This window comes from Pseudomonas sp. SM4 (assembly GCF_051913165.1).
GTDB lineage: Bacteria > Pseudomonadota > Gammaproteobacteria > Pseudomonadales > Pseudomonadaceae > Aquipseudomonas.
On record NZ_JBODOE010000008.1, the window covers coordinates 1 to 18,916 of the forward strand.

Annotated in this window: 19 protein-coding genes; 10 read left to right on the forward strand and 9 right to left on the reverse strand. The window is 58.2% G+C overall.

Translation table 11 applies throughout. The features are described from left to right. Nucleotides 1–160: 160 nt before the first annotated feature. Nucleotides 161–1,360 (reverse strand): tyrosine--tRNA ligase, encoded by a 1,200-nt coding sequence (gene tyrS / locus ACQ4MY_RS16115; protein WP_440095803.1) that lies wholly within the window; start codon nucleotides 1,358–1,360, stop codon nucleotides 161–163. Between the two features lie 212 nt (nucleotides 1,361–1,572). On the opposite strand from tyrS, the gene ACQ4MY_RS16120 reads away from it, so the two are divergent. Next, on the forward strand, nucleotides 1,573–2,997 hold the full coding sequence (locus ACQ4MY_RS16120; RefSeq protein ID WP_158832559.1) for a peptidoglycan DD-metalloendopeptidase family protein: 1,425 nt from the start codon (nucleotides 1,573–1,575) through the stop codon (nucleotides 2,995–2,997). Between the two features lie 3 nt (nucleotides 2,998–3,000). Further along, nucleotides 3,001–4,092, forward strand: a complete 1,092-nt coding sequence (locus tag ACQ4MY_RS16125) for an anhydro-N-acetylmuramic acid kinase (protein WP_440095805.1) — start codon at nucleotides 3,001–3,003, stop codon at nucleotides 4,090–4,092. Between the two features lie 73 nt (nucleotides 4,093–4,165). On the opposite strand, the gene erpA is transcribed toward ACQ4MY_RS16125, so the two are convergent. Further along, entirely contained in the window at nucleotides 4,166–4,516 is a 351-nt protein-coding gene (erpA, locus tag ACQ4MY_RS16130; RefSeq protein ID WP_008077999.1) for an iron-sulfur cluster insertion protein ErpA, read from the reverse strand. A gap of 168 nt (nucleotides 4,517–4,684) precedes the next feature. Next, nucleotides 4,685–5,719: an N-acetyl-gamma-glutamyl-phosphate reductase gene (gene argC, locus ACQ4MY_RS16135; protein ID WP_034155112.1), complete on the reverse strand. Its 1,035-nt coding sequence runs from the start codon at nucleotides 5,717–5,719 to the stop codon at nucleotides 4,685–4,687. Between the two features lie 134 nt (nucleotides 5,720–5,853). Between argC and hemJ the strand changes: the two genes are divergently transcribed. The 6 genes from hemJ to coq7 all read left to right on the forward strand — a co-directional run bounded on the left by hemJ (nucleotide 5,854) and on the right by coq7 (nucleotide 10,415). Then, entirely contained in the window at nucleotides 5,854–6,282 is a 429-nt protein-coding gene (hemJ, locus tag ACQ4MY_RS16140; protein WP_008077997.1) for a protoporphyrinogen oxidase HemJ, read from the forward strand. Between the two features lie 33 nt (nucleotides 6,283–6,315). Then, nucleotides 6,316–7,284: an NAD(P)H-dependent flavin oxidoreductase gene (locus tag ACQ4MY_RS16145; RefSeq protein WP_008077996.1), complete on the forward strand. Its 969-nt coding sequence runs from the start codon at nucleotides 6,316–6,318 to the stop codon at nucleotides 7,282–7,284. Nucleotides 7,285–7,362: 78 nt separating this feature from the next. Next, complete coding sequence (locus ACQ4MY_RS16150) at nucleotides 7,363–8,313, forward strand: DUF805 domain-containing protein (RefSeq protein WP_008077995.1); 951 nt, start codon at nucleotides 7,363–7,365, stop codon at nucleotides 8,311–8,313. Nucleotides 8,314–8,374: 61 nt separating this feature from the next. Further along, the gene (locus ACQ4MY_RS16155) at nucleotides 8,375–9,163 is read left to right on the forward strand and encodes an SDR family NAD(P)-dependent oxidoreductase (RefSeq protein WP_034155108.1); all 789 of its coding nucleotides are present in this window, start codon (nucleotides 8,375–8,377) and stop codon (nucleotides 9,161–9,163) included. A gap of 57 nt (nucleotides 9,164–9,220) precedes the next feature. Beyond that, nucleotides 9,221–9,559 (forward strand): histidine triad nucleotide-binding protein, encoded by a 339-nt coding sequence (locus ACQ4MY_RS16160; protein ID WP_003228789.1) that lies wholly within the window; start codon nucleotides 9,221–9,223, stop codon nucleotides 9,557–9,559. 208 nt (nucleotides 9,560–9,767) lie between these two features. Then, entirely contained in the window at nucleotides 9,768–10,415 is a 648-nt protein-coding gene (gene coq7, locus ACQ4MY_RS16165; protein ID WP_008077993.1) for a 2-polyprenyl-3-methyl-6-methoxy-1,4-benzoquinone monooxygenase, read from the forward strand. Nucleotides 10,416–10,535: 120 nt separating this feature from the next. Here the strand turns inward: coq7 and speD are convergent, their stop codons facing one another. Both speD and ACQ4MY_RS16175 read right to left on the reverse strand, forming a co-directional pair. Next, entirely contained in the window at nucleotides 10,536–11,330 is a 795-nt protein-coding gene (gene speD / locus ACQ4MY_RS16170; protein ID WP_158832549.1) for an adenosylmethionine decarboxylase, read from the reverse strand. Nucleotides 11,331–11,567: 237 nt separating this feature from the next. Next, complete coding sequence (locus tag ACQ4MY_RS16175; protein WP_003228794.1) at nucleotides 11,568–11,990, reverse strand: OsmC family protein; 423 nt, start codon at nucleotides 11,988–11,990, stop codon at nucleotides 11,568–11,570. 236 nt (nucleotides 11,991–12,226) lie between these two features. Between ACQ4MY_RS16175 and crp the strand changes: the two genes are divergently transcribed. Next, nucleotides 12,227–12,871, forward strand: coding sequence for a cAMP-activated global transcriptional regulator CRP (gene crp, locus ACQ4MY_RS16180; RefSeq protein WP_008088598.1), 645 nt, complete (start codon nucleotides 12,227–12,229; stop codon nucleotides 12,869–12,871). On the opposite strand, the gene ACQ4MY_RS16185 is transcribed toward crp, so the two are convergent. The 4 genes from ACQ4MY_RS16185 to ACQ4MY_RS16200 all read right to left on the reverse strand — a co-directional run bounded on the left by ACQ4MY_RS16185 (nucleotide 12,868) and on the right by ACQ4MY_RS16200 (nucleotide 16,203). Continuing rightward, entirely contained in the window at nucleotides 12,868–13,566 is a 699-nt protein-coding gene (locus ACQ4MY_RS16185) for a lipoate--protein ligase family protein (protein WP_053124362.1), read from the reverse strand. The two genes, crp and ACQ4MY_RS16185, sit on opposite strands and share 4 nt — an antisense overlap. A gap of 151 nt (nucleotides 13,567–13,717) precedes the next feature. Further along, complete coding sequence (gene trpC / locus ACQ4MY_RS16190; protein ID WP_440095807.1) at nucleotides 13,718–14,554, reverse strand: indole-3-glycerol phosphate synthase TrpC; 837 nt, start codon at nucleotides 14,552–14,554, stop codon at nucleotides 13,718–13,720. Further along, entirely contained in the window at nucleotides 14,551–15,600 is a 1,050-nt protein-coding gene (trpD, locus tag ACQ4MY_RS16195) for an anthranilate phosphoribosyltransferase (protein ID WP_440095808.1), read from the reverse strand. The genes trpC and trpD overlap by 4 nt, the downstream gene beginning before the upstream one ends. 9 nt (nucleotides 15,601–15,609) lie before the next feature. Further along, nucleotides 15,610–16,203, reverse strand: coding sequence for an aminodeoxychorismate/anthranilate synthase component II (locus tag ACQ4MY_RS16200; RefSeq protein ID WP_158832541.1), 594 nt, complete (start codon nucleotides 16,201–16,203; stop codon nucleotides 15,610–15,612). 408 nt (nucleotides 16,204–16,611) lie between these two features. On the opposite strand from ACQ4MY_RS16200, the gene estP reads away from it, so the two are divergent. Further along, nucleotides 16,612–18,519, forward strand: coding sequence for an esterase EstP (estP, locus tag ACQ4MY_RS16205; protein ID WP_440095809.1), 1,908 nt, complete (start codon nucleotides 16,612–16,614; stop codon nucleotides 18,517–18,519). Nucleotides 18,520–18,916: the final 397 nt, after the last annotated feature.

Genomic DNA, 18,916 nt, shown 5'->3' on the forward strand with positions numbered 1-18,916 from the left:
CACCTCTTTTTCAACTTCTTTCTGGCTTCGATGAACTGAAGCACTTGCTGCCGAAACCTACATAACTCATTGAATCTAAAGGAGTTTTCCGTTTCGACTGCGCCGGAAGTGGGGCGAATTATAGACATCTAAAATTCGCCGTCAACCCCTATTTTCAGTTTTACTCGGATTTCAGCGTAATACGTGCAAACGCCTTCTTGCCGGCCTGGCAAACGTGGGTAGCGCCCAGTACATGTATAAAGGAACGATCAACCACCTCACCATCAACACGCACACCACCGGAAGCCAGCAGGTCGCGCGCCGCCGCCGAGTTCTTCACCAGACCCGCCTTATTAAGGACGGCTGCAATCGGCATGTCTTCAGCAGAAGCCAGCTCGATCTCTGGCAGATCATCCGGCAGCTCGCCATCTTTCATGCGATTGCCCGCAGCGCGATGAGCATTGGCCGCAGCCTCCTCACCATGGAAGCGCGCAACGATCTCTTCGGCCAGCTTGATTTTAACGTCACGCGGATTGGCACCCGCCTCTACGTCTGCACGTAACGCATTGATCTCATCCATCGAACGGAAGCTGAGCAGCTCGAAGTAGCGCCACATCAATGCATCCGGAATCGAAACCAGCTTGCTGTACATGACACCCGGCGCTTCCTGAATACCGACGTAGTTGCCCAAAGACTTGGACATCTTCTTCACGCCATCCAGACCTTCAAGCAGCGGCATTGTCAGAATGCACTGCGCTTCCTGGCCATAACCACGCTGCAACTCACGCCCCATCAGCAAGTTGAACTTCTGATCGGTGCCGCCCAGCTCAACGTCCGCACGCAAAGCCACCGAGTCATAACCCTGAACCAGTGGATAGAGGAACTCGTGAATAGCGATCGGCTGATTGGTGGTGTAGCGCTTGTCGAAGTCATCGCGCTCAAGCATGCGTGCGACGGTGTATTGCGAAGTCAGGCGAATGAAGTCCGCCGGCCCCATCTGATCCATCCAGGTAGAGTTGAACGCAACTTCGGTTTTCGCCGGATCAAGAATTTTGAAAACCTGAGTCTTGTAAGTCTCGGCGTTCTCTAGAACCTGCTCACGAGTCAGCGGAGGGCGCGTGGCACTCTTGCCGCTCGGATCACCGATCATCCCGGTGAAGTCACCTATAAGGAAGATCACTTGATGCCCCAGTTCCTGGAACTGGCGCAGCTTATTAATAAGCACGGTGTGACCCAAGTGCAGATCCGGTGCGGTCGGATCGAAACCAGCCTTGATACGCAGCGGTTGGCCGCGCTTGAGCTTCTCGATCAGCTCGGACTCGACCAATAGTTCTTCCGCACCACGTTTTATCAGCGCTAGCTGCTCTTCAACCGACTTCATAACAGACCCGCAAGGCTCAGATTCAAAGGGAACCAACCATACAAGATCGTGCACCAATTACAAGTTTTGCCCGGCGCACGGACACCAATCCACAAACGCGCTGTCTGTAGACTTGCTTCAGAGATGATTTGGTTATATTTTATACAGTTATTTCATCTTCATCATGTCATTCATCTTTTCCAATTCATCATTTTTCAAAGTCAAAATTACCTATGACCACAGAACCGTCTAAAGCGCCTCCGCTTTACCCGAAGACCCACCTGCTCGCCGCAAGTGGGATCGCCGCCCTTCTCAGCCTGGCACTCCTGGTATTCCCTTCCAGTGATGTTGAAGCCAAAAAGACGACCCTGAGCCTTGAACTGGAAAGTCCTGCTGAACAACTGACACAAGATCAAGACGCTGCTGACGCGGTTCAAGCCACAAATGAGCCGGTCGCTTCACCATTTGCGCAGATCGAAAATAGCGACGAAAACACCCCGCAAACCGCTGAAACCGCACCTGTACCAGCGCCTGCTGCAGAAAAAGCAAAAGCGCCCGGCCATCGCGAAGTTGTCGTCGCCAAGGGCGATACACTGTCCACGCTATTCGAAAAAGTCGGCCTGCCCGCCGCCTCCGTGCATGAAGTACTGGCCAGCGATAAACAAGCCAAACAGTTCAGCCAACTCAAACACGGCCAGAAACTCGAATTCGAATTGAACCCGGAAGGCCAACTGACCAGCCTGCACAGCAAAGTCAGCGACGTCGAAACCATTACCCTGACCAAGAATGCCAAGGGTTATGCATTTAACCGGGTTACCGCAAAACCAACCGTACGCACCGCTTACGTACATGGCGTGATCAACAGCTCGCTGTCTCAGTCCGCCGCCCGCGCAGGCCTCTCCCACAGCATGACCATGGACATGGCCAGCGTATTTGGCTACGACGTCGACTTCGCTCAAGACATCCGCCAAGGCGATGAATTCGACGTGATCTACGAGCAGAAAGTGGTCAACGGCAAAGCCGTCGGCACTGGCCCGATCCTGTCTGCACGCTTCACCAACCGCGGCAAGACTTACACCGCCGTGCGTTACACCAACAAACAAGGCAACAGCAGCTACTACACCGCTGATGGCAACAGCATGCGCAAGGCGTTCATCCGTACGCCGGTGGACTTCGCCCGCATCAGCTCGAAGTTCTCCATGGGCCGCAAACATCCGATCCTCAACAAGATCCGCGCCCATAAAGGTGTCGACTACGCAGCGCCACGCGGCACGCCGATCAAGGCTGCCGGCGACGGTAAAGTACTGCTGGCCGGCCGCCGTGGCGGCTATGGCAACACCGTGATCATTCAGCATGGCAACACTTACCGTACTCTTTACGGCCACATGCAAGGCTTCGCTAAGGGCGTGAAAACCGGCGGTACCGTCAAGCAGGGCCAGGTCATCGGCTACATCGGCACTACGGGCCTGTCTACTGGCCCGCATTTGCACTATGAGTTCCAGGTCAACGGCGTTCACGTCGATCCACTGGGTCAGAAGCTGCCAATGGCCGATCCGATCGCCAAAGCCGAACGTGCTCGCTTCCTCGCGCAGAGCCAACCGCTGATGGCGCGCATGGATCAAGAGAAGGCCACCATGCTGGCATCGAGCAAGCGTTAAGCCATGGCCCTTTATATCGGTGTGATGTCCGGAACCAGCCTCGACGGTCTGGACATTGCCCTGATCGAACAGACTTCGGCGATCAAGCTGATCGCCACGCACTACATTCCCATGCCTGCGTCCCTGCGCGGCGAGCTGCTTGGCTTGTGCGCCAGCGGCCCCGATGAAATCGCCCGCTCGGCGATTGCCCAGCAACACTGGGTGAAGCTCGCCGCGCAAGGCATTCATACCCTCCTCGATCAGCAGCAGCTCAAACCTGCAGCCATTCGTGCGATCGGCAGCCATGGCCAGACCATTCGCCACGAACCGGCACGCGGTTTTACCGTGCAGATCGGCAACCCTGCCCTGCTGACTGAGTTGACCGGCATTACTGTAGTCAGCGACTTCCGCAGCCGTGATGTCGCTGCCGGCGGCCAAGGTGCGCCGCTGGTTCCAGCCTTCCATGAAGCTTTGTTCGAAGAGCGTACCGGTAACCAGGCAGTCTTGAATGTCGGCGGTTTCAGCAATCTGAGTCTGATTGAGCCGACCAAGCCTGTAGCCGGTTTCGACTGCGGCCCTGGGAATGTTCTGATGGACGCATGGATTCAGCAGCAACGGGGGGAAAACTACGATCGCAATGGCGACTGGGCAAAATCAGGCTCTGTTGAGCCGACATTGCTGGAAGCACTGCTCAGCGATCCGTTCTTCATTACTAAAGGCCCGAAGAGTACCGGCCGCGAAGTGTTCAACCTGCCGTGGCTGGAACAACACCTGTCACGACTACCAGCCTTCGCGGCGGAAAACGTGCAGGCCACACTGCTTGAGCTGACTGCGCTGACCATCGTCGAGTCGCTGCAAAGCGCTCAATCCGATACCCAAGAACTGTTGGTCTGCGGTGGTGGCGCGCACAACAGCGCACTGATGAAACGGCTGGCCGACCTGCTTCCCGAGACAACGGTAGCCAGCACCGCGACCCATGGCGTCGATCCAGACTGGGTCGAAGCCATGGCATTCGCCTGGCTGGCCCATTGCTGCCTCGAAGGCATCGCCGCCAACCGCCCAAGCGTCACCGGCGCACGCGGTCTTCGTGTCCTGGGCGCCATCTACCCGGCCTGATTAAATCGCACACAGCAAAACGCCGCAGAACCGTAAGGCTCTGCGGCGTTTTGTTATCTGAAACGAAGAAGCGTCAGATCGAGAACGAAGACCCACAACCACAGGTCGTGGTGGCATTCGGGTTCTTGATCACGAAACGCGACCCTTCCAGACCTTCCTGGTAATCCACTTCAGCACCGGCCAGGTACTGGAAGCTCATCGGATCAACCACCAGACTCACGCCTTCGCGCTCGACGATGGTGTCGTCCTCGGCCACATCTTCATCGAAGGTGAAACCGTATTGAAACCCTGAACAACCGCCGCCCGTAACAAATACGCGCAGCTTCAAGCGATCATTCCCCTCTTCATCGACCAGGCTCTTCACCTTGTGCGCGGCACCGTGGGTGAATTGCAAAGCCGTGGGGGTGAAGGATTCGACGCTCATGCTGACTATCTCCCGGCGTTACGCCGCCATAATGCGTGATGACGCGCATTATCCGCTTCTCCTAGAAAATCGGTCAACTATTGTTACGGTATATCAATAAACCCGATGAGCTGTTCAGAATGCAAAAAGGCCCGTTTGACGGGCCTTTTTGCTGTGCGGCTTAAAGTGTTACGGCAGCATACCGGCATGGGACAGGCCGAAGCGCTCGTCCAGCCCGAACAGAATATTCATGTTCTGTACTGCCTGACCCGACGCGCCTTTGACCAGGTTGTCGATCACCGACAACACCACCACCAGATCGCCATCCTGTGGACGGTGCACGGCGATGCGGCAAACGTTCGCGCCACGCACGCTACGGGTTTCCGGATGGCTACCGGCGGGCATCACATCAACGAATGGCTCATTGGCATAACGCTTTTCGAACAGCGCCTGCAGATCCACCGAACGATCAACCACGGTCGCGTAGAGCGTGGAGTGAATGCCACGAATCATCGGCGTCAGGTGCGGAACGAAGGTCAGCCCCACATCCTTGCCCGCGGCACGACGCAGGCCCTGGCGAATTTCCGGCAGGTGACGGTGACCTTTCACTGCGTAGGCCTTCATGCTTTCCGACGTTTCGGAATACAGCGAACCTACCGCCGCGCCACGACCGGCACCGCTGACGCCGGATTTACAGTCAGCGATCAGACGCGAAGTATCGGCCAGACCCGCTTCCAGCAGCGGCAGGAAACCCAGCTGCGTCGCGGTCGGATAGCAACCCGGCACGGCGATCAGGCGAGCTTTTTTGATCTGCTCGCGATTGACTTCCGGCAGACCGTACACCGCTTCATCCAGCAATTCTGGCGCGCCGTGCGGCTGGCCGTACCACTTGGCCCATTCTTCCGCGTCTTGCAGACGGAAGTCCGCCGACAGGTCAATCACCTTGGTCCCCGCAGCCAACAGCTCGCCGGCCAATGCGTGAGCAACACCGTGCGGCGTGGCGAAGAACACCACATCGCAAGCACCCAGGGTCTTGATGTCCGGCACGCTGAAGGCCAGGCCGTCGTAGTGACCGCGCAGGTTCGGGTACATGTCAGCCACGGCCAGACCGGCCTCGGATCGGGAAGTGATCACAACCACTTCTGCCTGCGGATGCTGCGCCAACAGACGCAGCAGTTCGACACCGGTGTAACCCGTGCCGCCGACGATACCGACCTTGACCATAACCTGCCCTCAAAGAACCCACTGGAAAGCCGTCGATAATAGGGGCCGCGCGGCCCTGCGACAACCGTCAAGGTGACGTGCGGACGCTCAAGCCTCTACTATCCGGGCTTACCGTGAACCTGGAATAACTAAAAATGCTCTATCTATGGATCAAAGCTTTTCACATCGTCAGCATCGTTTGCTGGTTTGCCGGGCTGTTTTACCTGCCGCGACTGTTCGTTTATCACGCGCAGAGCGAAGACACGATCAGCAAAGAACGCTTCAGTGTCATGGAGCGCAAGCTGTATCGCGGCATCATGGGCCCGGCGATGATCGCCACGCTGATCTTCGGCGGCTGGCTGATCTATCTCAACCCGAGCATCTTCAGCATGGGCGGCTGGATCCACGCCAAACTGACTCTGGTCGTACTGCTGATCGGCTACCACCACATCTGCGGCGCGCAGGTAAAACGTTTTGCCCGTGGCGAAAACACCCGCAGCCATGTCTTTTATCGCTGGTTCAATGAAGTGCCGGTTCTGATATTGCTGGCTATCGTAATTCTGGTCGTGGTCAAGCCGTTCTAACTTCAACAAGAACAGATCTTTGGGGTATTCATCATGTCGCTACCCGCTTTGCTCGAACAACGTCTGCGTCTGCCCGTAGTGGCGGCGCCGATGTTTCTGATTTCCAACCCTGAGTTGGTGCTCGCCTGCTGCCGCAATGGCGTGGTCGGCAGTTTTCCGGCCTTGAACCAGCGCGAAAGCAGTGGCTTCAAGGCCTGGCTGGAACAGATCGAAGCGGGCCTTGCGACACTGGACAACCCGGCGCCCTACGCGGTGAACCTGATCGTGCACAACAGCAACCCACGCTTGCAGGCGGACCTGAACATTTGCGTCGAACACAAAGTGCCGATCGTCATCACCAGCCTCGGCGCGGTGAAGGAGCTGGTCGATGCGGTGCACAGCTATGGTGGACTGGTCTTCCATGACGTGACCACGCGCCGACACGCCGAGAAAGCGGCCGAGGCTGGGGTCGATGGTTTGATCGCAGTCGCCGCCGGCGCCGGGGGCCATGCCGGTACCTGGAGCCCGTTTGCGCTGATTGCCGAGATCCGTGAGTTCTTCGACAAGACGCTGTTGCTTGCAGGATGTTTGAACCATGGCCATGAGATTCTCGCCGCACAGCTGCTCGGTGCGGATTTGGCCTACTTCGGTACGCGATTTATCGGCACCACTGAAAGCCATGCGCCTGACGCCTACAAGGACATGCTGCTGACAGCCAAGGCTGCGGACATCATTCATACTCCAGCGGTGTCGGGCGTTCCGGCCAGTTTCATGCGCCAGAGCCTGGAAGCGGCGGGTTTCGACATGGCTGCACTGCAAGGCAAGGGCGAAGTGAACTTCGGCGACAAGCTCAAACCCATCAGTGACGAAGCCAAAGCCTGGAAGACCGTGTGGTCGGCCGGTCAGGGCGTCGGGCAGATTGATGACTTGCCGAGCGTGGATCAACTGATTGCGCGCCTCGACGCCGAGTATCGCCAGGCCCAGGAGCGCGCCGCGCAGTTGCCACAACGCTGGCCACGCTGAAAAAATCAGGCCAGTCGTTCGTGGACTGGCCTTACACTGACGACCTTTCAATTTACTCGCGACAAGGATGCCTCGGCCATGAGCGAACCCCGTTACAAGATCGTTTTCAACGGTGCTCTGCAGCCCGGTGTCGATATCACCACCGCCAAACTCAATTTGGCCGACCTGTTCAAAAGCGATGTCGCCGCCATTGAGCGTCTGTTCAGTGGCCGCGCCGTCGCACTCAAACGCGACCTGACTCACAGTGATGCGCAGGCTTACCTGCAGGCGCTGAGCAAAACCGGCATCGACGCCCGGCTTGAACCCGAAACCACCATCGAGCTCAACCTGGCGGACGTCCACGAGCACAGCCCTGCCACCACTGAGCCGCAATCTCCCTACGCGCCGCCGCGGGCCAATGTCGGCGAAAGCCTGCCGGCATTCGCCGTGCTCAAGCCGTTCAGTGTCGAAGGCCGCATCGGCCGATTGCGTTTTCTGGCGTGGACAATGGTGCTCAGCCTGGTGACATTGCCGATTGTCGGCATCTTCGCCCTGATCGCTCTGGGGCTGGTCAGCGGTGAGTCGACCACGGGCCTGATCATTGGCGGCATCCTTGCCTTCTTCCTGTTCCTCGGCTTCTTCATTGTCAGCATCCTGTTCAGCGTTCAACGCTTGCACGATATCGGCTGGTCGGGCTGGCTCTGGCTGCTGAACATTGTCCCGTTCGTGGGCAGCTTCTTCCCTTTCGTGATCATGGTGGTGCCGGGCAATACCGGCGCCAATCAATATGGCCCGCCGCCTCCGCCCAACAGCACGGCGGTCAAGGTGCTCTGCTCGTTGTGGGTCGTGTTCATCGCGTTGATCTTTGCTGGTGGCATCCTCGGCGGCTTCTCCGCCGTCCAGCAGGAATATGAAAGCAACCTGGAAAGCAGCTACGAAAGCGGCTCGGTGACCACCGATGAAATCGACGTCGAAGTCGAGCCGGCAGCAAATTCCGCCGACGAGGCAGCCGAAGCGGCGCAGGCCCCTGTAGACTCTGCGAAAGAATGAACAGCGCTCCCCGCCGTGACACCCGCGTCGCCGGCGCGGAGCTGTTGCGATGGAGAATTGCATGACCCGTTACGCTCTGATCACTGGCGCTTCCAGCGGCATAGGCCTGGCCATGGCCGAAGCGCTGGCCCGGCGCGGCCGCAGTCTGATTCTGGTGGCTCGACAGCGTGATCAGCTGGAAAGTATTGCGATCGAGTTGACCCAACGCTTCGGCGTCGAAGTACTGTTTCGCGCCTGCGATCTGGGCGAGCCGCTGCGCTTGTCCGGCTTTTTGCTGGAGCTGGAAGAAGGCGACCGGCAGATTGACCTGCTGGTGAACTGCGCGGGTATCGGCACCTGCGGCCCGTTTCTCGCGCAGGACTGGATGACCGAGCAAGACCTGATCGAAGTGAACATCCTCGCCCTCACCCGCCTGTGCCACGCGATCGGCAACAGCATGGCGCTGCAGGGTGGCGGGCAGATTCTCAACGTTGCGTCGGTGGCCGCATTCAATCCCGGCCCGTGGATGAGCACTTACTACGCCAGCAAGGCCTATGTTCTGCACTTCTCCGAAGCCTTGCGGGTTGAGCTCAAACAAAGTGCCGTGAAGGTTTCGGTGCTCTGCCCTGGCCCGACGCGCACGGCATTTTTCCGCACAGCGCAACTGAACAGCGACAAACTAAAAGACAGCAAATTACTGATGAGCCCCGAGGAAGTCGCGCTGTACACCGTGCGCGCGCTCGATAAGAACCGAGCAATCATCATCCCGGGGCGCCGCAACCGCTGGTTTGCCTTTTTGCCGCGACTCGGTTCGCGCTGGCTTAATCGCACCATTGTCGGCATGGTCAATAAAGCCTATTGCCCGCGCTAAAGAATCCGGATTCAACGCGGTACACTCGATTCAGCTCAAACAACGGAGAAAACAGCAGTGGATACTCTGTTCACCAAGATCATCAACCGGGAAATACCGGCCAAGATCATTTACGAAGACGACCAGGTTCTGGCGTTCCACGACATCGCCCCTCAGGCACCGGTGCATTTCCTGGTGATCCCGAAGAAACCGGTGCGCACCCTCAATGACCTGACCGAAGACGACAAGGCACTGGCCGGGCACATTCTGTTCACTGCGCAGCGTCTGGCGCTGGAGCTGGGTTGCGAGGAAGGTTTCCGCGTGGTGATGAACTGCAATGAAAAAGGTGGGCAGACCGTCTATCACATTCATATGCACGTCCTCGGACAGCGCCAGATGAACTGGCCACCGGGCTAAGATTCACCGACCAGGCCTGCGCTTTGTCATCTGTAGGAGCTGCCGAAGGCTGCGATCTTTTGATCTTTAGAGAATTAACACCAGGATCAAAAGATCGCAGCCTTCGGCAGCTCCTACATAACGCAGATCCAGCGCGGCATGACCCAGCGCAAACCTTCCCCGGCCGATTCGGTTAAACTGGTCGCCGAGATTCTTCCCGGAGGTCAGCATGACTACCCAACGTCACTACTCGCCGATTGACCGTCTTCTGCTGCAAGCCGATGCCGCGATGCGTACCCTGCTGCCCTTCAGTGGCCAGCCGTACCGTCCGTCGCCAGCCATTCTGCAGCCGGATACGCAAATGAGCGATGAAGACACCCGCCACGTCGCCGGCTTGATGCGCATCAACCACACCGGTGAAGTCTGCGCCCAGGCGCTGTATCAGGGGCAGGCGCTGACCGCCAAGCTGCCGCAAGTGCGCGAAGCCATGGAGCACGCCGCCGAAGAAGAGATTGATCATCTGGTCTGGTGCGAACAGCGCATTCACCAGTTGGGCAGCCATACCAGTGTGCTCAACCCACTGTTTTATGGCATGTCCTTCGGGATTGGCGCGGTGGCCGGGTTGATCAGCGACAAGGTCAGCCTGGGTTTTGTTGCGGCGACCGAGCATCAGGTGTGCAAGCATCTGAATGAACACCTGGAGCAATTGCCCGCGGAGGATGAGAAGTCCCGGGCGATTCTGGAGCAGATGCGCATTGATGAAGAGCATCATGCGGAGAGTGCACTGGAGGCTGGCGGTTTCCGTTTTCCGGCGCCGGTGAAGTTCGGGATGAGTATTCTGGCTAAGGTGATGACCAAGAGTACTTATCGGATTTGAGAAGTGTATTGCCGGACAGGGCCCCATCGCTGGCAAGCCAGCTCCCACAGGGGTCTTTGTTTCAACAATAAAAAAAGGCGACTGTCCTGAGACAGTCGCCTTTTTTTGTGTGCGTGAATCTTAGGTCGGCATGTTGCGCGCGTAGAAGATTTCGAGCATTTCGTGTTTCACCCGGTCGGTCACTTGAGCACGCTGCTCGGAGGACAGGCTGCTGGTGGCGTCGCCGAACAGGTAGTTATCCAGTTCGAAGTTCTTCAGCAGCATTTTGGTGTGGAACAGGTTCTCCTGGTACACGTTCACGTCGGTCATCTGGTACGCGTCGCGAGTGTCTTCGGAGAGGTAGTTCTGGATCGAATTGATCTCGTGGTCGATGAAGTGCTTGTTGCCTTCAACGTCACGAGTGAAGCCGCGCACACGATAATCCACAGTCACGATGTCCGAATCGAACTGGTGAATGAGGAAATTGAGCGCTTTCAGCGGTGAGATGACACCACAAGTCGACACGTCGATGTCCACACGGAACGTTGCAATACCGTCGTCCGGATGGATTTCCGGGTAGGTGTGCACCGTGATGTGGCTCTTGTCGAGGTGGGCCAGGATAATTTCGGGCAACGGGCCCGGCGATTCTTCAATCTGGCTTTCAGTCGGGGTTACCGGCTCTTCAGAAATCAGAATCGTGACGCTGGCGCCCTGAGGTTCATAGTCCTGACTGGCAATGTTCAGGATGTTGGCACCAATGATCTCGACAACTTCTGTGAGAATCTGCGTCAGGCGTTTCGCGTTGTACTCTTGATTGATGTACTCGACGTAAGCCTGCTGGTCTTGCGGGGTTTCCGCGTAGCAGATGTCATAGATGTTGAAGCTCAAGGTCTTTGTCAGGTTATTGAACCCGTGGAGCTTGAGTTTGCTTTTCACCGTTAAAAACTCTCTATGTATGCGGCGCAGCCGCGTGATCAAGCATGCCCGTCAAGTGCGAACAACGCACCTGCGTAGGACGGTTAACACCTCTTCGCGATGGCGATTTTGGTTATCTGTTCAGGCGGATGACCCGTCGGCTGACCGATCACTGCCCTGAAAAAAGTGGCGCATTATGCAGACGTCAGCGGGGGATCGCCAGAGTCTGCACTGCTTTTATGATAGTTGAATGTCGGTTCAACCGAGTTCGACGATTTCATAATCGTGAGTGATGGCCACGCCAGCGGCGCCGAGCATGATCGAAGCCGAGCAATACTTCTCGGCGGACAACTCGATCGCGCGTTTGACCTGGGCTTCTTTCAAGCCACGGCCCTTGACCACGAAATGCATGTGAATCTTGGTGAATACCTTCGGATCTTCGGTCGCGCGCTCGGCTTCGAGGAAGGCTTCGCAGCTTTCAACGGCCTGACGCGATTTCTTCAGAATGCTGACCACGTCGAAATTGCTGCAACCGCCCACACCGAGCAGGAGCATTTCCATCGGGCGAACACCCAGATTGCGACCACCGGCGTCCGGCGGACCGTCCATGACCACGACATGACCGCTGCCGGATTCGCCGAGGAACATGGCTTCGCCAGCCCATTGGATGCGTGCCTTCATCGCCCAGACTCCACTGTAAAAAAAGGGTCGCCAGCTTAGCACAGGGGATTGCCCTGACCGCGAGCAGCGTTCCTAGGACGAATGCCCCAACTGTGTAGGTAATTTCTCGAATTTGCGACGAAGTGTCTGTTAAGCTGGCGCCAATTCGCTGGCGCCCATGCCAGCCGTGCAGCGACCGCCTTCAGCGCCTCATAAAAAAATCAAACATCACCGTGCAGTCTTTTCGGGATACAACCATGGTTGCTATTACCCCCACACCCAAAATCAAGAACCTCGACAAGCTGTTGATGCATTGTCAGCGCCGTCGCCATGCGGCCAAGAGCAACATCATTTGTGCCGGCGATCGTTCCGATACGTTGTATTTCATCATCAAGGGTTCGGTGACGATCTTGATCGAGGATGACGACGGCCGCGAAATGATCATCGCCTACCTTAATGCCGGGGATTTCTTCGGTGAGTTGGGCCTGTTCGAGCAAGCCGGTCAGGAGCAGGAGCGCAGTGCCTGGGTGCGGGCCAAGGTCGAATGCGAAACAGCGGAAATCAGCTACGCCAAGTTCCGCGAATTATCGCAGCAGGATCCAGACATTCTTTACGTCCTCAGCGGACAAATCGCACAACGCCTGCGCAACACCACGCGCAAGGTCGGCGACCTGGCGTTCTTTGACGTGACCGGTCGCGTAGCGCGTTGCCTGCTGGAGTTGTGCAAACAGCCAGACGCGATGACCCACCCGGACGGGATGCAGATCAAGGTGACCCGTCAGGAAATCGGGCGGATTGTCGGTTGTTCGCGGGAGATGGTCGGTCGCGTGCTCAAGGATCTTGAGGAACGCAACCTGGTCGATGTGAAAGGCAAGACCATGGTGGTTTTCGGTACGCGCTAAACGTACATCTGCGCCAGCATCAAACGAAACAGCTCATCAAGACGCGCCAAGGCCTGTGGCGCGTTGAATTTCTCATGCAGGGCGATGTGGCTTTGCGCCCTCACCCGTTGCTCCAGGCCGCACGCTTCATTGAAGCGATTGACCGCTGCAACCATCGATTCGCGCTCGTCATCCATCAGCATCGCCCCATGCACCAGACCGACCGGCCGTTGTCCGCCCTGACTCTGGCGCCAGCGCTGAGCGGTGCCGACCATTTTGCGACCGTCGAGGTTGACGTTGAAACGGCCGTCGCAGAATGCGCCGTCGATTTCGCCTAACGATGACGTGCCGCCCAACTCATCGAGCAACTGACAGATCGGATCGCAGAGGCGGTGGTAGCCGGTTTCGATGCGGTTCAGGTCGCCTTCGCTGCGCGGTGGTGCGTAGACCAAAGCGATGTTGATGGTGGCGGCGGATTGCGGGACGGGCTCGCCGCCGGTTTCACGCAGCAGGACTGGCCAGCCGGCAGCGGCGGAGACTTCGCAGGCGTGGTCGAAAGCCGGGAGGCGATTGAGGCGGCGTGGCATGACCAAAGCGCGATCGCTGGGTTGCCAGAAGAGAAGGCCGAATTCGGAGTCGCCGGCGCAGACCGAGGCCAGCAAGTCTTGCTCGGCCTGGAGGCCGGCTTCGATGGTCAGCGGGGTTGGCAGCGACATAACAGGCTCCGGCAACATAAGAATCTTCAGCGGTTTCGATGGCCCCTTCGCGAGCAGGCTCACTCCTACAAGGGGAACGCATTCCAACTGTAGGAGTGAGCCTGCTCCGGGCGGCGTTCCGACGATGGCGTCGACTCGGTCTGAAAGAATATCAGTCGAGGGTCGAACCGCTGATCGGCACGCCACGCTCCGGGAAGAACAGGCGCTGCAGTTCAGTGCCCGGATTTTCCGCGCGCATGAATGCTTCACCGACCAGGAACGAATACACGTCGCTGATTTCCATCAGCTCGACATCGGCACGGTTGAGAATGCCGCTCTCGGTAATCACCAGACGATCACGCGGAATACGCGGCAGCAGATCGAGGGTGGTTTCCAGGCTGACATCAAACGTATGCAGGTTGCGGTTGTTGACGCCGACCAGCGGCGTATCGAGGGTTTTCAACGCGCGCTCCAGTTCATCACCGTCGTGAACTTCCACCAGCACGTCGAGGCCAACACTTTTGGCCACCGCCGCCAGCTCGGCCATTTTCACGTCATCCAGCGCGGAGACGATCAGCAGCACACAGTCGGCGCCCAACGCGCGGGCTTCGACGATCTGGTAAGGATCGATCATGAAGTCCTTGCGAATCACCGGCAGCTTGCAGGCGGCGCGCGCCTGTTGCAGGTAAGCATCGGCGCCCTGGAAATAATCGATATCGGTCAGCACGGACAGACAGGTTGCCCCGCCCTTCTCGTAGCTTTTGGCGATATCGGCCGGAACGAAGTCCTCGCGAATCACGCCTTTGCTCGGTGAAGCCTTTTTGATTTCAGCAATCACCGCCGGCTGCTTCTTCTTTGCCTGCGCCAGCAATGCCTGGGCAAAACCACGGGGTGCATCGGCCGCCTTGGCCAGACTTTCCAGCTCGCTCAGGCTGACGCGAGCGCTACGCTCGGCAACTTCCTGAACTTTGCGGGCCAGAATGTTTTCCAGAACCGTCGGTACACTCATCCCTCATTCTCCACTCTGAATACCGCGGTAAAGGCACCCAGCTCCTCGAGTTTCTCCCGAGCGAGGCCGGTGTGCAGGGCGTCGTGCGCAAGCTCCACGCCTTGTTTCAAACTGCTCGCCACGTCGGCGGCGTACAGCGCAGCACCGGCGTTGAGCACAATCATTTCGGCGGCTTTCTGGCCGTTCTCGGTCTTGCGCTTGCCGAGGGCATCGCGGATCAGCGCGAGCGACGCTTCCGGGCCGTCGACCGACAGACCGTGCAGGCTCTGGCTCTTCATGCCGAGGTCTTCCGGCTCGACCCAATATTCAGTGATTTCGTTGTTCTTCAGCTCGGCAACAAAAGTCGGCGCGGCGAGACTGAACTCGTCCAGACCGTCCTTCGAATGCACCACCAGCACGTGCTTGCTGCCCAGACGTTGCAACACTTCGGCCAATGGCCGGCACAGTGCCTGGGTGAACACGCCCACCACCTGATGTTTCACACCGGCCGGATTCGTAAGCGGGCCGAGCATGTTGAACAGCGTACGCAGACCGAGATCGCGGCGCGGGCCGGCGGCGTACTTCATGGCTTTGTGGTGAGTCTGGGCGAACATGAAACCGATGCCGACGTTGTCGATGCAACGCGCAACCTGTAGCGGCGTCAGGTTCAGATAGATGCCGGCGGCTTCGAGCAAGTCGGCGCTGCCGCTTTTACCCGAGACCGCACGGTTACCGTGTTTGGCCACGGTGCAACCGGCTGCCGCGACAACAAAGGAAGAAGCCGTCGACACGTTGAAGATGTTTGCACCGTCACCGCCGGTGCCGACCACATCGACCACGCCGTCGAGGGTTTTCAGTTCGACCTGATCGGCCAGCTCACGCATCACTGACACGGCGCCGACGATCTCGTCGATGCTCTCGCTCTTCATGCGCATGGCCATCATGAACGCGCCGACCTGCGCCTCGGTGCATTGGCCGGTCATGATTTCGCGCATCACATCGCGCATTTCTTCGGTGCTGAGATCGAGGTGCTCGACGATACGGCTCAGGGCTGTCTTGATATTCATGGGAAGTCCTTAGCGCGTGCCGCCGGTTTGTTTGAGGAAGTTGGCAAACAGTTCATGACCCTGCTCGGTGAGGATCGACTCGGGGTGGAACTGTACGCCCTCAATGTTCAGGGTCTTGTGACGCAGGCCCATGATTTCGTCGACCGAACCGTCGTCGTGTTGCGTCCACGCGGTCAGTTCCAGGCAATCGGGCAACGTATCGTGCTTGACGATCAGCGAGTGGTAGCGGGTAACAGTCAACGGATGATTCAGACCTTGGAAAACGCCCTTGTCCTCGTGGAATACCGGGCTAGTCTTACCGTGCATGACTTGGCGCGCGCGCACCACATCACCGCCAAAGGCCTGGCCGATGGATTGGTGGCCGAGGCAGACACCCAGAATCGGCAGTTTGCCGGCGAAGTGTTTGATCGCTTCGATGGAGATACCGGCTTCGGTCGGCGTGCACGGGCCTGGCGATACGACGATGCGCTCGGGCTTGAGTGCTTCGATCTCGGCGACGGTCAATTCGTCGTTGCGCACGACTTTGACGTCGGCACCCAGTTCGCCGAGGTATTGCACAACGTTGTAAGTAAAGGAGTCGTAGTTGTCGATCATCAGCAACATGGCGTTTCGAACCTCTTGAATTCTGACTTGGAGACAGCCTTCAGATGACTTGCCCGCAGGGCGCTGCACGATGTCGGACGCAGGTAGATGCGTCGGCACAGCGGCATTTCAAACAGGCAAGGAAGGCAAAGCGATACAGATCCGGCGGGGCCGGCAGAAAAGATTCAGGCGCGCCAACGCCAGCGGGCGTGTGCCTTGATGACTTGATCCAGAAGTTTGCTGGTGATCAACACGGGGAAGGTCTCGTTCATACGTTCCGGCACAGTAACTTAGCTGGGCGGAGCGTGCAATATGGCCGGGCGTATGGGGGTTAAATCTGCGCGAGGGTTCGCGACTGATGGCAAAAGGCCGGAAGTTTTTGGTACTGTCGTTTCGTTCACCTACAACAATAAATAAACGGACTTGCTCATGATCAAACAGACGTTGTTTGTACCGCTGGCTGGTTGCCTGCTCGCACTGGCTTGTGCTCAGGCCAATGCCGCACCCAATCCCTACTCGAATTTCGTGGTGTTTGGCGACAGCCTCAACGATGCCGGCACCTTCAGGGACACCGGCGGCCCGGCCGGTTCTACCCAGCGCTACACCAACCGTACCGGGCCGATCTATCTGGACGGCAGCGGCGAATCCCGTGATCTGAACGCCACCCAACGGCTGGGCGCACGTCTCGGCTTCACCCCCGATCAAACCGCCTCCTCCAGCTCGGCCGTGCGTGCCGAGAATGGCCAGGCTGACGGCAACAACTGGGCGGTCGGCGGTTATCGCACCGACCAGATTCTCGATTCGATCACTACGCAGTCGGCCACCGGCGAACGCACCCGCGCCGGCTATCTGCCCTCGAACGGCTTCCGCGCCGACCCGAATGCGCTCTATTACATTTCCGGTGGCGGTAACGACTTCCTCCAAGGTCGCATCCTCAGCCTGCCGCAAGCCAACGCCGGCGCCGATCGCCTGGCTGACAGCGTGCAAGCGCTGCAAACAGCCGGGGCCAAATACGTGATGGTCTGGCTGCTGCCTGACGTCGGCCTGACCCCAGCCATCAACGGCACACCGCTGCAAGCGTTCAGCAGCCAGCTCGCCGCGCAGTTCAACAGCCAGTTGGTCACGCGCCTGCAAGGCATCAACGCGGAAATTATTCCGCTGAACATTCCGGTTTTGCTGTCGGAAGTGTTCGCCGATCCGGGGCGTTTTGGCTTGGCCACTGATCAGAACCTCACCGCGACGTGCTTCAGCGGCAGCGGTTGCCCGGAAAACGCCCGTTACGGCATCAACAGTGCAACGCCGGATCCGACCAAGCTGATTTACAACGACGGCGTGCACCCGACCGAAGCCGGACAAAAACTGATCTCCGACTACGCCTATTCGCTGTTGGCGGCGCCGTGGGAACTGACGCTGCTGCCGGAAATGGCCCACGCCACCGTGCGCGCGCATCAGGACGAACTGCGTAACCAATGGCAAGCGGATTGGGAAAACTGGCAAGCGGTCGGCCAATGGCGGGCGATTGTCTCCGCCGGCGGCCAGCATCTGGATGTCGACAGCCAAAGCAGCGGCGCCAGTGCCGACGGCAGCGGTTACAACCTTAACGTCGGCGACAGCTATCGTCTCAACGAAGCGTGGCGTGTCGGTGTGGCGGGTGGTTTCTACCGTCAGAATCTGGAGGCCGGGCATAACGATTCGGACTACAAGCTCAACAGCTACATGGCCACCGCATTCGCCCAGTTCCAGCAGAATCGCTGGTGGGCCGACGCCGCGTTGACCGGTGGCAAACTCGACTACGACAACCTCAAGCGCAAGTTTGATCTGGGCGCCAGCGAGGGTGCGGAGAAAGGTGATACCGACGGCAGCCTATGGGCATTCAGCACGCGCATCGGTTACGACATTGCCCAGCCGGGCAGCGAATGGCATCTGTCGCCGTTCGTCAGCGCCGACTACGCCAGCGTCGATGTCGATGGTTATTCAGAGAAGAGCAACCGCGCCACCGCGCTGACTTTCGATGATCAGAGTCGCGATTCGAAACGTCTGGGTGTCGGTATTCAGGGCAAGTACAACTTCACTCCGCAAACTCAGGTGTTTGGTGAGTATGCGCATGAGCGCGAGTACGAGGATGACGTGCAGAAGGTCAATATCGCGCTGAATACCTTGCCGGCGAATGACTTCAAACTTGAGGGTTATACGCCGCAGAGCCATTTGAATCGGTTGAGTCTGGGCGTGAGCCATAAGCTGACGGCGGATCTGGCGTTGCGTGGCGGGTATTCGTTGCGCAAGGATGATGACTTTACCCAGCAGGGCGTGAATGTCGGGGTGGTGTTGGATTTTTAAGCGGTAGAGCAAAAGATCGCAGCCTGCGGCAGCTCCTACAGGGGGTTGTTGCAGGGCATAAAAAGCGGCGCCCTCACAGGCGCCGCTTTTTTATGGCTCATTTTCTGGGGTGAGAGACATTTACCTGTGGCGAGGGGATTTATCCCCGTTGGGGTGCGAAGCGGCCCCGAAACCAATCACCGCGGTGTATCAGGTAAACCGCGTGCGATGGTTTCACGACTGCTGCGCAGCCGAGCGGGGATAAATCCCCTCGCCACAATGAATCCCACACCAAAGATAAATCCCCATACCACACAAGCCCTCCCCCACAGAGGGTTGGGATCAGTCCGGGGTTTGTTCGGCCAGGGCCACGGCGCGGAACATGGCGCGGCGTTTGTTCAGGGTTTCTTCCCATTCC